15 protein-coding genes and 1 pseudogene are annotated in these 14,770 nt (G+C 67.9%); 11 read left to right on the plus strand and 5 right to left on the minus strand.

The genetic code is table 11. The features are described 5' to 3' along the window. Positions 1–24: 24 nt before the first annotated feature. Complete coding sequence (locus ACZ50Z_RS08265) at positions 25–1,269, minus strand: alpha-hydroxy acid oxidase (protein WP_464483107.1); 1,245 nt, start codon at positions 1,267–1,269, stop codon at positions 25–27. A gap of 18 nt (positions 1,270–1,287) precedes the next feature. Here ACZ50Z_RS08265 and ACZ50Z_RS08270 point away from each other — a divergent pair, with 18 nt between their 5' ends. Then, entirely contained in the window at positions 1,288–1,770 is a 483-nt protein-coding gene (locus ACZ50Z_RS08270; RefSeq protein WP_464483108.1) for a DUF1810 domain-containing protein, read from the plus strand. Here ACZ50Z_RS08270 and ACZ50Z_RS08275 read toward each other — a convergent pair. The 3 genes from ACZ50Z_RS08275 to ACZ50Z_RS08285 are packed head-to-tail and all read right to left on the minus strand — an operon-like array spanning position 1,767 to position 4,280. Beyond that, the gene (locus ACZ50Z_RS08275) at positions 1,767–3,107 is read right to left on the minus strand and encodes an alpha-amylase family glycosyl hydrolase (RefSeq protein WP_464483109.1); all 1,341 of its coding nucleotides are present in this window, start codon (positions 3,105–3,107) and stop codon (positions 1,767–1,769) included. The two genes, ACZ50Z_RS08270 and ACZ50Z_RS08275, sit on opposite strands and share 4 nt — an antisense overlap. A 10-nt stretch (positions 3,108–3,117) precedes the next feature. Continuing rightward, entirely contained in the window at positions 3,118–3,654 is a 537-nt protein-coding gene (locus ACZ50Z_RS08280; RefSeq protein WP_464483110.1) for an alkyl hydroperoxide reductase, read from the minus strand. 38 nt (positions 3,655–3,692) lie between these two features. Then, the gene (locus ACZ50Z_RS08285; RefSeq protein ID WP_464483111.1) at positions 3,693–4,280 is read right to left on the minus strand and encodes a peroxiredoxin; all 588 of its coding nucleotides are present in this window, start codon (positions 4,278–4,280) and stop codon (positions 3,693–3,695) included. A gap of 102 nt (positions 4,281–4,382) precedes the next feature. Here ACZ50Z_RS08285 and ACZ50Z_RS08290 point away from each other — a divergent pair, with 102 nt between their 5' ends. The 4 genes and pseudogenes from ACZ50Z_RS08290 to ACZ50Z_RS08305 all read left to right on the plus strand — a co-directional run bounded on the left by ACZ50Z_RS08290 (position 4,383) and on the right by ACZ50Z_RS08305 (position 7,278). Beyond that, on the plus strand, positions 4,383–5,318 hold the full coding sequence (locus ACZ50Z_RS08290) for a hydrogen peroxide-inducible genes activator (protein ID WP_464483112.1): 936 nt from the start codon (positions 4,383–4,385) through the stop codon (positions 5,316–5,318). A 36-nt stretch (positions 5,319–5,354) separates the two neighbouring features. Next, positions 5,355–6,047: pseudogene (locus ACZ50Z_RS08295) on the plus strand (EthD domain-containing protein); the annotation flags it as partial. Positions 6,048–6,066: 19 nt separating this feature from the next. Beyond that, a complete protein-coding gene (locus tag ACZ50Z_RS08300) occupies positions 6,067–6,510 on the plus strand; it encodes a PPOX class F420-dependent oxidoreductase (RefSeq protein ID WP_464483113.1) in 444 nt (147 codons plus the stop codon). Positions 6,511–6,528: 18 nt separating this feature from the next. Next, the gene (locus ACZ50Z_RS08305; protein WP_464483114.1) at positions 6,529–7,278 is read left to right on the plus strand and encodes an enoyl-CoA hydratase/isomerase family protein; all 750 of its coding nucleotides are present in this window, start codon (positions 6,529–6,531) and stop codon (positions 7,276–7,278) included. A 15-nt stretch (positions 7,279–7,293) separates the two neighbouring features. Here ACZ50Z_RS08305 and ACZ50Z_RS08310 read toward each other — a convergent pair whose 3' ends face one another. Beyond that, the gene (locus ACZ50Z_RS08310; protein WP_064934839.1) at positions 7,294–7,479 is read right to left on the minus strand and encodes a (2Fe-2S)-binding protein; all 186 of its coding nucleotides are present in this window, start codon (positions 7,477–7,479) and stop codon (positions 7,294–7,296) included. A gap of 328 nt (positions 7,480–7,807) precedes the next feature. Between ACZ50Z_RS08310 and bfr the strand changes: the two genes are divergently transcribed. The 6 genes from bfr to ACZ50Z_RS08340 all read left to right on the plus strand — a co-directional run bounded on the left by bfr (position 7,808) and on the right by ACZ50Z_RS08340 (position 14,477). Continuing rightward, on the plus strand, positions 7,808–8,287 hold the full coding sequence (gene bfr / locus ACZ50Z_RS08315; RefSeq protein ID WP_464483115.1) for a bacterioferritin: 480 nt from the start codon (positions 7,808–7,810) through the stop codon (positions 8,285–8,287). Positions 8,288–8,324: 37 nt separating this feature from the next. Then, complete coding sequence (locus tag ACZ50Z_RS08320) at positions 8,325–10,397, plus strand: MDR family MFS transporter (protein WP_464483116.1); 2,073 nt, start codon at positions 8,325–8,327, stop codon at positions 10,395–10,397. A 65-nt stretch (positions 10,398–10,462) separates the two neighbouring features. Beyond that, positions 10,463–10,957: a carboxymuconolactone decarboxylase family protein gene (locus ACZ50Z_RS08325; RefSeq protein ID WP_464483117.1), complete on the plus strand. Its 495-nt coding sequence runs from the start codon at positions 10,463–10,465 to the stop codon at positions 10,955–10,957. Positions 10,958–11,033: 76 nt separating this feature from the next. Further along, complete coding sequence (locus tag ACZ50Z_RS08330) at positions 11,034–11,915, plus strand: TIGR03854 family LLM class F420-dependent oxidoreductase (protein WP_464483118.1); 882 nt, start codon at positions 11,034–11,036, stop codon at positions 11,913–11,915. A 65-nt stretch (positions 11,916–11,980) separates the two neighbouring features. Further along, positions 11,981–13,333 carry a type I glutamate--ammonia ligase gene (locus ACZ50Z_RS08335; RefSeq protein WP_464483119.1) on the plus strand — a complete coding sequence of 451 codons (1,353 nt, stop codon included), beginning with the start codon at positions 11,981–11,983 and terminating at the stop codon, positions 13,331–13,333. A gap of 10 nt (positions 13,334–13,343) precedes the next feature. Next, positions 13,344–14,477, plus strand: a complete 1,134-nt coding sequence (locus tag ACZ50Z_RS08340; RefSeq protein WP_464483120.1) for an amidohydrolase family protein — start codon at positions 13,344–13,346, stop codon at positions 14,475–14,477. The last annotated feature ends 293 nt before the right edge of the window (positions 14,478–14,770 follow it).

Here is a 14,770-nt window from a genome sequence, read left to right on the forward strand (position 1 = left end):
TGGAGCTCGAGCGTCGCGCTGGCGTTACGCCGGCGGCGAAATCGGCCCGAGCCGTCGGAGTTGCGTGACGTGCGTGGGCGCCAGTTCCTCGAGGCACGTGACGCCGAGCAGCCGCATCGTGCGGATCACGCCCTCGGCAAGGATGTCGATCGCGCGGCTCACCCCCGCCTCACCGCCGGCCATCAGGCCGTACAGGTACGCCCGCCCGACGAGCGTGCACCGGGCTCCCAGTGCGATCGCCGCGACGATGTCGGAGCCCGACATGATGCCGGTGTCCACCAGGATCTCGGTGTGCTGCCCCAGCTCCCGTGCCACCGTGGGCAGCAGGTGGAAGGGCACGGGCGCGCGGTCCAGCTGGCGGCCGCCGTGATTGGACAACACGATGCCGTCGACGCCGCGGTCGACGACCGCGCGGGCATCGTCAAGCGTCTGAATCCCTTTCACGACGAGCTTCCCGGGCCATTGCTCCTTGATCCACTCCAGGTCGTCGAAGGTCAGGCTGGGATCGAACATCGTGCTCAGATATTCGGCGACCGTGCCGGGCCAGCGGTCCAGCGAAGCGAACGCCAACGGCTCGGTGGTCAACAGGTCGAACCACCACTTTGGGTGGGGCACCGCGTCCAGCACGGTGCGCAGCGTCAGCGTGGGCGGGATCGTCATCCCGTTGCGGTTGTCGCGCAGCCGCGCGCCGGAGACCGGGACGTCCACGGTGGCCAGCAGGGTGTCGAATCCGGCGGCGGCAGCGCGTTTCACCAGCTCCATCGAGCGTTCGCGGTCACGCCACATGTAGAGCTGAAACCACTTGCGGCCCTGCGGGACGGCGGTGACGAGGTCCTCGATCGCGCAGGTGCCCAGAGTGGACAACGAAAACGGGATCCCCGCCCTGGCCGCCGCTTGCGCCCCGGCGATCTCGCCCTCGGTGTGCATCAGCCTGGTGAATCCGGTGGGCGCGATCGCGAACGGCAACACGACCGGCTGGCCCAGCACGTTCCAGCCGGCGGTGACTTGGGAGACGTCACGCAGGATCGTCGGATGAAACTCGATGTCGCGGAAGGCTTGTCGGGCGCGCTCAAGGGACAGCTCGCCTTCGGCGGCGCCGTCGGTGTAGTCGAATGCCGCCTTGGGAGTGCGTCGCTTGGCGATGCGCCGCAGATCCTCGATGGTGTAGGCGGCGGCGAGGCGGCGCTTGGTCGCGTTGAGCTCCGGCCGCTTGAACTGCATGAGCGGGGCAAGATCGTGCACTCTGGGCACTCGTCGGTGGACGGCCATGTGTGCAACCGTAGTGATATGCAATCGGTGGGCGACCCGTTCGACCTTCAGCGCTTCGTGGACGCGCAGGAGCGGGTCTACAGCGACGTCGTCGATGAGCTGCGCGACGGACGAAAACGCAGTCACTGGATGTGGTTCGTCTTCCCGCAGCTGCGTGGTCTGGGCGGCAGCCCGACCGCCGTTCACTACGGCATCTCCTCCCTCGACGAAGCGGGCGCCTACCTGCGCCATGAGCTGCTGGGGCAGCGGTTGCGCGAGTGCGCCCGGCTGGTCACCGCGGTGCGGGGCCGCTCGGTCGGCCAGATCTTCGGCTCGCCCGACGACCTCAAGCTGCGCTCGTCGATGACGCTGTTCGCCCGTGCCACCGAGGACGATAAGGACTTCGTCGCGGTGCTCGAGAAGTATTACGACGGACGCCAGGACGAGGTGACCTTGGAGCGGCTAGGCCAGATGGGGACGACCCGCTTCGCCCGGCTACGCCGCGCTCGCGATCGCCCCTAGGCCAGATGGGGGACCGGACTTAGGATCCGCCACCCATGCGGCTCGACGGCAACGGTGTCGACGACCTGCGGCGGCGGTGCCGCCGACCCGCCGATTACCTGCGCGCGTCCCGTGCCCAGCTCTGACAAGGACACATGCACTGGCTCGTCGTCGATGTTGAGCACCACCAGCAGCGCATCGTCGCCATTGCGCGTTTCGTAGACGTAGTGCCGGTTTTGCAGCCGCAGCGCGGTGGTGGATGCCAGGTGCAGCCACGGGTGGCGCCGTCGCAGCCCGACCAGGTACTGGTGCAGCCCCCAGGTCTCGACGCCGAAGTCATCCAGCTGCAGTGGGGGAGAGCCGAATTCGGGGCGGACGGCGTCGTCGCCGCCGAACCGTTCTTCCTTGACGCCGCGGAACCCGAGCTCGTCGCCGGCGTAGACACTGGGCACCCCGCCGATGGTGAGCAGCAACACCAGTGCGTGCGCCACATGCGCGGGGTTTTCCAGGCGGCTGGCGACGCGGGTGACGTCGTGATTGCCGATGAATGTCAGCGGCGCGAAGCGGCTCAGAAAGTCGTTGTGGCGCTGCAGCGCCCAGTCCAGTTCGAAAAAGTTGCCGTCGTTGAGGCTGCTCCAGGTCGCCTTCCACAACTCGTATTGGGTGGCCGAGTCGAACGATGCAGCCTCGACGACGGCGGCGTAATCGCCGTGGATGAGTTCGCCGACGAACCAGGCGTCCGGATGCCGCTCGCGCACCCGCGGCAGGGTCGCGGCCCAGAAGTGTTGTGGCACGGCGTAAGCCGCATCAAGCCGCCAGCCGTCGGCGCCGCGCCCCAACCAGTGCGCCATCACCTCGACGGTGTAGTCGACGACCTCGGGGTTGTCGTGGTTGAGGGTGATCAGCCCCTCGTGGCCCTCGAACGTATGAAAGCGCCCCGGACGCCCGCGAAACCAGCGCGCCGCGGAGTCGTCGTCGGCGGCCTCGCGGTAGCGCGCGAAATCCACACCGACGTGGTTGAACACGCCGTCGAGCAGGACGCGCAGGCCGCGACGATGCGCTTCGGCGACGAGGTGGTCGAAATCGGCGTCGTCGCCGAGCCGGGGATCGACGCGGTAATGGTCGGTGGTGTCGTAACCGTGTGTGCGCGAGGCGAAGATCGGGCCCAGCGCGATGCCGGACGCCCCAAGTTCGATGGCGTGGTCCAACCAGTCGACGAGCCGCCGCAACCGGTGTTCCTCCGGTCGCGGCGGCTCGTTTGACTCCGGCACGGGGAACGCACCCACGAACCCCAGGGGATAGACCTGCCACCAGATCGCGTGTTGGACCCAGTCGGGTCCCGACACGGCGCTGGTCACGACGGCGCGATCAGCCGACGGTCGCCAGCGTCTGGGAAGCGACGATCGCTTGGGCCACGCCGGAAACGATCGCCGCGGCCTTTAGTGCTTCCTGGATGGTTTCCCGGCTGACGCCGGCCTCACGCAGCGTGTGCTCATGAGCGGCCACGCAATCCGGGCATCCGTTGATCGACGAGACCGCGAAGCACCACAGCTCGAAATTGACCTTCTCCACACCGGGATTGGCGATGATGTTCATCCGCAACCCCGCGCGCAGGTCGTCGTACTTGCCGTCGAGGAAGCCCCGGCCACGGTAGAACACGTTGTTCATGGCCATGACCGATGCGGCCCCCAGCGCCGCGTTGTATGCCTCCGCGGACAGCGTGTCGGCCGCCTCGACACCAATCTCGCTGAGCACCTGCGTGTTCCGGGTCGCCGCGGCGCTCGCCAACAGCGTGCCCCACAACTGCTCCTCGTTCAGCTCGGTCGTCCGCGTGATCGAACCCAGGTTGAGCTTGAGGTCCTTGGCGTACTCCGGCAGCGCTTCCTTGAGGTTCTCTACGCTCATCTCGCCTCCTAATCAGACCCTACGGGATCAGGCCCGAATCAGGCCGACTGCTTGAGCAGCTCGGTGGCATCCAGCGTCGGGTCGCCCTTGCGCCAGTTGCACGCGCACAGCTCGTCGGACTGCAGCGCGTCGAGCACCCGCAACACTTCCTCGACGTTGCGGCCCACCGAACCGGCGGTGACCGAAACGAATTGGATCTCGTTGTTCGGGTCGACGAGGAAGGTCGCGCGGTCGGCCACGCCGTCGGCGTTGAGCACGCCGGTGCCCAGGCTCAGCTCCCGCTTGATGTCCGAGAGCATCGGGAAGGGAAGCTTTTTGAGGTCCTCGTGCTGCGCACGCCAATTGAAGTGGACGAACTCGCTGTCGATCGACACACCCAGGACCTGGGCGTCGCGGTCGGCGAACTCGTCGTTGAGCTTGCCGAAGGCGGCAATCTCGGTCGGGCACACGAAGGTGAAGTCCTTCGGCCAGAAGAACACCACACGCCACTTGCCGGCGTGGTCCTCGCTGGTGATGGTGGTGAAGTAGTCGTCGGGCTGCTTGGCGTCGACCTGGGACAGGTCGCCGGCAATCAACGCGGTGAGCTCGTAGTCGGGGAACTGGTCGCCGATGGTCAGCAGAGGCATGTCCGCTCCTTATCTGGAATAACTCAAGATTAGCTTTCTTCCCCCATGTTGCCGCGTACCCTTCTTGAAGTAAAGGTGATACTTCCCACTATACTTATAGGTATGACCGATAAGAGTTATCAGCCGACGCTCGCCGGTCTCCGCGCGTTCGTCGCGGTGGCCGAAAAGCGCCAATTCAGCAGTGCTGCAGTAGCTCTCGGCGTCAGCCAGTCGACCCTGTCGCAAGGCCTTTCGGCGCTCGAGGCGGGCCTGGGCACCCGGCTCGTCGAGCGCTCGACACGGCGTGTCTTCTTGACACCGGAAGGCGCGGAACTGCTGCCGCACGCCCAGGCCGTCGTCGAGGCGACCGACGCGTTCACCGCCGCCGCGGCGGGCGCCTCGGATCCGTTGCGGGCCGGCATGCGCCTGGGGCTGATTCCCACCGTGGCGCCCTACGTGTTGCCGACCGTGCTGGCCGGGGTCGCCGAGCAATTGCCGGGGCTGACGCTGCGGGTGACGGAAGACCAGACCGAGCGGTTGTTGGCGGTGTTGCGCGAGGGGGCGCTGGATGCGGCGTTGATCGCCCTGCCCGCCGAGACCGCCGGGGTCAGCGCGATTCCCATCTACGACGAGGATTTCGTTCTCGCCCTGCCGCCTGGCCATCCGCTGGCGGGCAAGCGCCGCGTTCCCGCGACCGCGCTGGCCGACCTGCCGCTGCTGCTGCTCGACGAGGGGCACTGCTTGCGCGATCAGGCACTGGATGTGTGCCAGAAGGCGGGGGTGCGAGCGGAGCTGGCCAACACCCGGGCGGCGTCACTGGCGACCGCGGTGCAATGCGTGACGGGCGGTCTGGGCGTGACGCTGATTCCGCAGAGCGCGGTGCCGGTCGAGGCCTCGAGAAGCCGCCTGGGCCTCGCACAGTTCGCGACGCCGCGCCCGGGCCGGCGGATCGGCCTGGTCTACCGGTCATCGAGTGGCCGCGACGAGTCCTACCGCCGGCTGGCCGCGCTCATCGGGAAGTTGATCAGCAGCCAGCACCAGGTGCGGCTGGTGAAGTAGGTCTACCTGAGGCCCCGCCGACGGTAGGTTCGGCCTATGGAAAAGGTAATCGCGGTGCTCATGCGCGCCGACTCCGAGGACGACTGGTGCGAGCGGCAGCGGGGGCCGGTTGCCGATGCGCTGCTGGAGCTCGGTCTGCTCGGGCTGTCGGTCAACGTCCGTGACGACGCGGTGCGCCAGTCGTTGATGACTCTGACGACGCTGGACCCGCCGGTCGCCGCGGTGGTGAGCATGTGGACCCAGCAGTGCTACGGCGAGCAGCTGACGGCCGCGCTCGACCTGCTGTCCAAGGAGTGTGAGCAGCTCGCCGCGTATCTGGTGACCGAATCGGTTCCGCTGAGCGCACCGGCTGTCGAGTTCGGTTCCCGCACACCGGGTTTGGCTAACATCGCGTTGCTGCGTCGGCCCGCGGGCATGGACCAGGCGACGTGGCTGACCCGTTGGCAACGCGACCATACGCCGGTGGCCATCGAGACGCAGTCGACGTTCGGCTACACGCAGAATTGGGTGGTGCGCGCGCTCACCCCGGATGCGCCGGGAATCGCCGGCATCGTCGAGGAGTTGTTCCCTACGGAGGCGATCACCGATCTTCGGGCGTTCTTCGGGGCCGCCGACGACGACGATCTACAACATCGGTTAGGACGAATGGTAGCCAGCACGACGGCCTTTGGCGCCAACGAGAACATCGACACCGTGCCGACGAGCCGCTACGTCATCAGCACACCGTTCAATGGCATAAGGGGTTCAGATGACCACACTGCGCGACGCCGTGGCATTGGCCGCGGCGGAAAGCGGGCTGGCGGTGGTATCCACCGTTCGCGCTGACGGGACGGTGCAGGCGTCGCTGGTCAACGTGGGACTGTTGTCGCACCCGGCGAATGACCAACCGGTGCTGGGCTTTACCACCTACGGCAGGGTCAAGCTGGCCAACCTGCGCGCCCGGCCGCAGTTGGCCGTCACCTTCCGCAACGGCTGGCAGTGGGCGACCGTCGAGGGCCGCGCGGAGCTGATCGGCCCCGACGACGCCCAGCCATGGCTGGCGGATCCCGATCGGCTGCGGGCGCTGCTGCGCGACGTGTTCACCGCGGCCGGCGGTACCCACGACAACTGGGACGAGTACGACCGGGTGATGGCTTCCGAGGGCCGCGCCGTGGTGCTGATCGCCCCAACCCGCGTCTACAGCAACGGCTAGCCTCGTTAGGCTGCGGGGGTGACGCTGCAGATCGATGACGACAAGCGGGTACGCACCCTCACGCTGAACCGCCCGGAGGCGCTCAACGCCTTCAACGAAGCCCTCTACGACGCCACGGCCGAGGCGCTGCTGGCCGCCGCCGACGACCCCGAGGTGGCCGTGGTCTTGCTGACCGGCGCGGGTCGCGGGTTCAGCGCCGGTACCGACCTGGGCGAGATGCAGGCCCGCATCACCGACCCCGACTTCACCCCGGGCAAGCATGGCTTCATCGGACTCATCAACGCGCTGAGCGCCTTTCCCAAGCCACTGATCTGCGCGGTGAACGGCGTCGGCGTGGGGATCGGCGCCACGATTCTGGGCTATGCCGATCTGGTGTTCATGTCATCGACGGCCCGCCTGAAGTGCCCCTTCACCAGCCTGGGCGTGGCCCCGGAAGCGGCGTCGTCCTATCTGCTGCCGCAGCTGGTGGGCCGGCAGAACGCCGCGTGGCTGTTGATGTCCTCGGAATGGGTCGACGCCGACGAGGCGCTGCGGATGGGTCTGGTCTGGCGGGTGTGCCAACCGGACGAGCTGCTGCCGCAGGCGCGCCACCACGCCGAAATCCTTGCCTCCCGGCCGATCTCGAGCTTGATGGCCGTCAAACACACGATGATGGAGCCGGTCCGCCCGGAGATCGCGGCGGCCACCGCGCGGGAAAACGCGCACTTCGCAGAGCTCATGGGCGCGCAAGCCAACGCGGCGGCCCTGGCCGATTTCAATAAGGGCTGACGCGACGCTCCGGCGTCAGGCCGACGGCGCCGTCTCCAACTTTGCGGAGTCGGCGAGGATCGCGCGCAGGGTGCGCCGGCAGCGACCGCAGTCACCGCCCGCCCCGCACGCGGCGGCGATTTCTTTCGAGGTCGACGCGCCCTGCGCGACGACGTCGCACACGGTCTGGCTGGTAGCCCCGACGCACAGGCACACGTACATCAGCGCACCTCCTGCATGTCGGCATCCCCTTCGTCGACGACTCGGCCGGGCGATCGCATGTCAGCCCTCCCGGGGTACTCGGGAGCCCGCCGAAGGGGCCGAACACACACGCCGCATATTAGTGGAGTCTAACCTAACCTGATTAGTGAAGTCTAACCTAACAAAGGGGTGCTTAGACTAGCTCGACAACGCACTGAGTGCAGCCAAACCTTGCTAGAACATTTGCGGCGGCCGTGGCAAAGTGCTGCTACAGCCCAGGTTTGTGCGCTTCAGCCCAGCGCACCGACCGCGGCCGAACATGACAGCCGCAGACACCGTAGGAGTGAAAATGCAAGGGGATCCGGAAGTTTTGCGTCTACTCAACGAACAGTTGACCAGCGAGCTCACCGCGATCAACCAATACTTCCTGCACTCCAAGATGCAGGACAACTGGGGGTTCACCGAGTTAGCTGAGCACACTCGCGCCGAGTCCTTCGACGAGATGCGACACGCCGAGGCCATCACCGACCGCATCCTGTTGCTCGATGGGTTGCCGAACTACCAGCGCCTGTTCTCGCTGCGCATCGGCCAGACGTTGCGCGAGCAGTTCGAGGCCGACCTGGCCATCGAATACGAGGTGATGGACCGCCTCAAACCGGCCATCGTGCTGTGCCGGGACAAGCAGGACTCCACCACCGCCACCCTGTTCGAAGAGATCGTGGCCGACGAGGAAAAGCACATCGACTACCTCGAGACGCAGTTGGAGCTGATGGACAAGCTGGGCGTGGAGCTGTACTCGGCGCAGTGTGTCTCGCGGCCACCCAGCTGACCCGGGCGGCGGCGAAAGTCGGTAACGTCGGGCCGGCATGACGAGCCCGAGAGCAGCGGTGACCCAGGCGAGCCCGGCGGCGAATTCCGCGGCCAGCGGCGAGCTGATCAGTCCGCAGCGGCGCAACCTGATCTTCGTCGCGATCGTCCTCGGGATGCTGCTCGCGGCGCTGGACCAGACCATTGTTGCCACGGCGCTGCCGACGATCGTCGCCAACCTGGGGGACGCCGGCCATCAGTCCTGGGTCGTCACCAGCTATCTGCTCGCATCGACCGTCGTCACCGCGCTGGCGGGCAAGCTCGGGGACCTCTATGGGCGCAAGCGGGTGTTCCAGGCGGCCATCGTCTTCTTCGTCATCGGATCGGCGTTGTGCGGGCTGTCCCAGTCGATGGCCATGCTGGTGGGATCGCGTGCCCTGCAAGGGATCGGCGGCGGCGCCATCACCGTCACCGCCAGTGCGTTGATCGGCGAGGTCGTTCCGCTGCGGGAGCGGGGCCGCTACCAGGGCATCCTCGGGGCGGTCTTCGGCGTCACGACCGTTATCGGTCCATTGCTGGGCGGCTACTTCACGGACTACCTGACTTGGCGGTGGGCGTTCTGGATCAACGTGCCGATCTCAGTGGTCGTGATTTTCGTTGCCGCCGCGGCGATTCCGGCGCTGTCCGCGTCCGCCAAGCCGCTCATCGACTACTCCGGAATAGCGTTCGTCGGCCTGGGCGCGGCGGGCCTGACGCTGGCCACGAGTTGGGGCGGAACGCTGTACGCGTGGGGGTCGCCGACGATCATCGGCTTGTTCGTCGGCGCCGTGGTGGCGCTGGGCGTTTTCGCGGTGGTGGAACGGCGCGCCGCCGAGCCGATCCTGCCCATCCGGTTGTTCGCCAGTCCGGTGTTCACGGTGTGCTGCGTGCTGTCCTTTGTCGTGGGCTTTGCCATGCTGGGCGCGCTGACGTTCCTGCCGACCTATATGCAGTACGTCAACGGCGTTTCGGCGACCACCTCGGGCCTGCGCACGCTGCCCATGGTGGTCGGGATGCTGATCACCTCGACCGGCAGCGGCACCCTGGTCGGCCGCACGGGGCGCTACAAGATCTTTCCGGTCGCCGGCACCGCGCTGATGGCGCTGGCGTTCTTGCTGATGTCGCGGATGCAGCCCTCCACGTCCGCCCTGATCCAGTCGCTGTACCTGGTCATCCTGGGCGCCGGCATCGGATTGTCCATGCAGGTGCTGGTTCTCATCGTGCAGAACACGTCGAACTTCGACGACCTCGGCGTCGCCACGTCGGGGGTGACGTTCTTCCGCACCATCGGAAGTTCTTTCGGCGCGGCGATATTCGGATCGCTGTTCGTGAACTTCCTCGACCGCCGCATCGGCCCGGCCCTGGCGGCCAGCGGCGTGCCGCCCGGCTCCGTCAGTTCGCCCGGTGCCTTGCACCGGCAACCGCATGACGTGGCCGCGCCCATCGTGGCGGCCTATGCCCAATCGCTCACCGAGGTCTTCTTCTGGGCCGCCCCGGTCGCCCTGGTCGGTTTCGTGCTCGCGCTGTTCCTGCGCGAGATCCCACTGCGGGATATCCACGACAGCACAGTCGATCTCGGCGACGCGTTCGGCATGCCGACCACCGAGACACCCGAACAGATGCTGGAGAACGCGATCGCGCGGATGCTGCGCGGCGAAACCGGGATGCGGTTGCGCAGCATCGCCATGCGGCCCGATTGCCGGCTCGACGTCGCCGGGCTGTGGGGGGTTCTGCGCATCAACCGCTTCACGCAGATGTACGGGGCCGCCCGCCTCACCGACATGGCCGACTATCACCGGATCCCGTTCGAGGTCCTCGAGCCCACCTTCTCGCGCCTGGTGGCCGGCGGTTACGCGCACGGCGACGGCGAACAGCTGTGGCTCACCCCGGCCGGCGCCCAGCAGGTCGGCTACGTGCACTCGCTGCTGGTCGCCTGGCTCGTCGACAAGCTCGCCCGCTCACCGGGCTTCGAGGGCCGCCCCGACCGCCGCGCGGTGCAGGCCGCGCTCGAACGCGTTGCGCATCGGGTTCTCGCCCAACGTGATTGGCACGACGAAACGCCAACCACCGCCATCGGCTCGGCCGGCCGCTAGCCGGCGGCGCCACCCGTTTCCCGGCAACCGCAACCGGCGCGCGCGCCCGGGCGTACCATCACGCCATGAGCCGAATCGGAACATTTGCTGACGACGACCTGGCCGGCTGGTTTGTGAAGTCTCCGGACATCGGCGGCGCCCTCGGCGCCTTCAGCCAGGCGGTGTACACCAAGAACCGGTTGCCGTTGCGCACTCGCGAATTGGCGCGCGCCGTGATCGCGCATCGCAACGAATGCGTCGTCTGCGTCAACACCCGCGACGAGGACGGACCCGCCGCGGGCGTCGACGAAGAGCTCTACGACCACGTCCACGAATGGCGCACCTGGCCCGGATACAGTGACCAGGAGCGGCTGGCGGCAGAGTTCGCCGACCGCTTCGCCACCGATCACACGGGCCTGCGCGACGACGAAGACTTCTGGGCGCGCTGCGCCGGACACTTCTCCGATGAGCTGCTGGCCGACCTGGCGCTGTCCTGCGCGCTGTGGGTGGGGATGGGCCGGGTGTTGCGGACCCTCGACATCGGCCAGGCCTGCAAGCTGACCATCCCCAGCCGCGTCTAGCCGTTTCGCGCTCTCCGAGACCGTGCGACCGGCGACGCCCGGCGCCACGGGTGAGGCAACGCAGAGGGAGGCGCCGGTGAAGGTGCGCTTCGGCGTCGGGCTGGGAGCGGACACCGCCCCGCATCAGCTCGCCGGCATCGTCGACCACCTCGAGGCCAACGGCGTGGATTCGCTGTGGTTTTCCGAGCTGGTCTACTCGCCGGCGGTGGATCCGATGATCGGGATGGCGTACGCGCTCGCCCGGACCAGCCGGTTGAAGGTGGGCACCTCGGTGGCCGTGCTGCCGGGCCGGCACCCGGTGCTGGTGGCCAAGCAGCTCGCGTCGTTGGCGGCCGTCGCCCCCAAGCGGGTCCTTCCGGTGTTCGGTTTGCGCTCGGCGATTCCGGCCGAGCGCGAGGTGTTCGTGGTTCCCGACGGCCGGCGGGCGGCGGTCTTCGACGAGTCGCTGCGGGTGCTTCGTGCGGCGCTGCAAGGCAGTCCCGCCACATTCACCGGCGAATACTTCACCGTCACCGGCGCGGCCGTCGCCCCGAGTCCGGCACCGCCGCTGGACATCTGGTTGGGCGGCTCGGCGCCGGCGGCCTTCCGGCGCACCGGCGCGCTGGGCGACGGCTGGCTGGGCAGTTTCCTCACCCCGGCCGAGGCCAAGGCCGGCCGCGAGACGATCGAGCGGGCCGCGGCGCAGGCCGGGCGGCACATCGAACCCGACCACTACGGGATCTCGCTGGCCGTCACCGACGGCGAGCTGCCCGCGCCGTTGGCCGCGGCGGTCCGCAACCGCCGCCCCGACCTCGATCCCGCCGACCTGATCGCCGCCGGATGGGATGAGCTGCACCGTCAACTGGACGCCTACCTCGAGGCGGGGCTGACAAAATTCGTCATCCGGGCCGCCGGTGGCACACCCGTGGACGAATTTCTCGATCGGTTCGTCTCCGAACTCGTCGCCCGCCAGAACTGACCGGCCAGGCGGGTGACGGCGCGGTTTGCCCTACCCGGGCACCACGAGGCTGCAGAATGACTGCCATGACCGGCACACCGCTTGCCGCCGCGGCGATCGCCCAGCTGGAGGCCGAGGGCGTCGACACGGTCATCGGCACCGTCGTCAACCCCGCCGGACTCACCCTGGCCAAAGCGGTTCCGATCCGCCAGACGAACACTTTCGCCGATCCCGGCCTGGGCGCCAGCCCGTCCTGGCACGCGTTCGCCATCGACCAGAGCGGGATCGCCTTCACCGCTGAGGTGGGCGTGGTGGGCGACCAACGGCTCCGGATCGACCTGTCGGCGTTGCGCATCGTCGGCGACGGCCTGGCATGGGCCCCCGCCGCATTTTTCTCCCAGGGCGGCACGCCTGTACCCACCTGTGGCCGGGGAACGCTGCGGCGCGTCGAGGCCGCGCTCGCCGACGCCGGGATCGAGGCGACCGTCGGGCACGAACTCGAATTCCTCTTGGTTTCGCCCGACGGCGGCCGGCTGCCGTCGACGCCGTGGGCCCCGTACGGCCTCGCCGGCGTGCTCGAGCGCGAAACGTTCATCCGGGAGGTGATCGGGTCGGCGACGGCCGCCGGCGTCGCGATCGAACAGTTCCACCCCGAGTATGGCGCCAACCAGTTCGAGATCTCGCTGCCGCCGCAGCCGCCGGTCTCCGCCGCCGATCAGCTGATCCTGGTGCGGCTCATCGTCGCCCGCGTGGCGCGCCGCCACGGCCTTGGCATCAGCCTGTCGCCCGCCCCGTTCGCCGGTGACGTCGGATCCGGTGCCCACCAACATTTTTCGCTGGCCACACCCGACGGTCCGCTGTTCTCCGACGGCGCGGGCGCCGCGGGCATGACGCCGGCGGGGGAGAGCGCGGTGGCGGGCGTAATCCGCGGCCTGCCGGAGGCCCAGGGCGTGCTGTGCGGATCGATTGTCTCGGGTCTGCGGATGCGGCCCGGCAACTGGGCCGGCGCCTACGCATGCTGGGGCACCGAAAACCGCGAGGCCGCAGTGCGATTCGTCACCGGCGGACCCGCCAGCCCGCGCGGTGCAAACGTCGAGGTCAAGATCGTCGATCCCTCCGCCGATCCGTACCTGGCGTCGGCGGCCATCCTCGGACTCGCGTTGGACGGCATCGGATCTCAGGTCGCGCTGCCGCCGGAGATCACGGTCGATCCGGCCGCCCGGACCGATGCCGACCTTGCACGGGACGGCGTCGTGCGCCTGACCGATTCGCAGGCCAAGGCGATTGCAAGACTTGATGATTCGGCGCGAATGCGGTGCATTCTGGGGGATCCGGCGGTCGACATGGTGGTCGCGGTTCGCCGCCTGGAACACGAGCGCTACGGCGATCTGGACCCCGAGCAGCTGGCGGATCGGTTCCGCATGGCCTGGAGCTTGTGAGCGGCCGGTGATGAGCGCCGACACCCGTGACCTGACCGAGCACATCGGCTCGGTGTCGCTGATCGATCAGCATGTCCACGGTTGTTGGTCGACGGCCGGAGACCGGCAGCGATTCGAAAACGCACTCAACGAGGCCAACACCGAACCCATCACCGATTCGGGTTTCGACTCACAGCTCGGGTTCGCCGTGCGCGCTCACTGCGCCCCCGCGCTGGGTCTGCCCGAACACGTCGACCCGCAGGCCTATTGGGACCGTCGCCGCCAGTTCGGGGAAGAGGAACTGGCGCAGGTGTTCCTGGCCGGCGCCGGCGTCGGAGACTGGTTGGTGGACACCGGGATCGGCGGGGGTGGAGTCGCCGGGGTCGGGCAGATGGCCCGGTTGTCGGGCAACCGCGCGCACGAAATCGTGCGCCTCGAGGAGGTGGCCGAACAGGCGGCGCGAACGCCGGGTGATTATGCGGGGGCGTTCGAGGAGATCCTGCACGGACGCGCGGCCGGCGCCGTTGGCACCAAATCGATCCTGGCCTACCGGGGCGGTTTCGAGGGCGACCTCAGCGAGCCGTCGACGGCGGAGGTCGCCGAAGCCGCCGACCGGTGGCGCGAGCGCGGCGGGACGCGATTGCGGGATCGGGTCCTGCTGCGGTTCGGGTTGCACCAGGCGCTGCGACTCGGCAAGCCGCTGCAATTCCACGTCGGGTTCGGCGATCGTGACTGCGATCTGCACAAGGCCAATCCGCTCCTGCTGCTTGACTTTCTGCGCCGGTCTGCGGAGGTCCCGATCGTGCTGTTGCACTGTTATCCCTACGAACGTGAGGCCGGCTACCTGGCGCAGGCGTTCAACAACGTCTACCTCGACGGCGGATTGAGCGTGAACCACCTGGGGGCGCGGTCGCCGGCGTTCCTCGCGCGCCTGTTGGAGCTGGCGCCCTTTTCCAAGATTCTCTACTCGTCAGACGGATTCGGTCCCGCGGAACTGCACTTTCTCGGAGCGGTTTTGTGGCGCCGGGGGCTGAACCGAGTGCTGCGTGCCTTCGTCGACGGCGGCGACTGGAGCGAGGCCGACGCCATCCGGGTGGTCGATCTCATCGCCCGCGAGAACGCCCGCAGAATCTACGACCTCCCGTCGCCCGGCGCCGGACCGTGAGGAATCGGGGTCGGCACAAAATTTTCACAAATTCCGGTGTAACCAACCGTCGGGGCGCATAGGCTTCGGGAGACGAATCGGGCAACGTCACCAAACTGAGGCATCAAGGAGGTTTGGGCACATGTTGTCCCGCGCTGCGTCCGTCGACGCAGCCATCGTTACCGTCGCCGCCGCTTTGGCGCCTCCGACCTACGCGTCACCCAGTGCGGGTTGCTACACCGCCGGTTCTGGTGACTGCGTGTCATATCCGCAACAGGGCACGTTGTAGTCACGCCCTATCGCCGTTTGTGCCG

Source organism: Mycobacterium sp. NTMscope_MAC_269 (genome assembly GCF_976985695.1).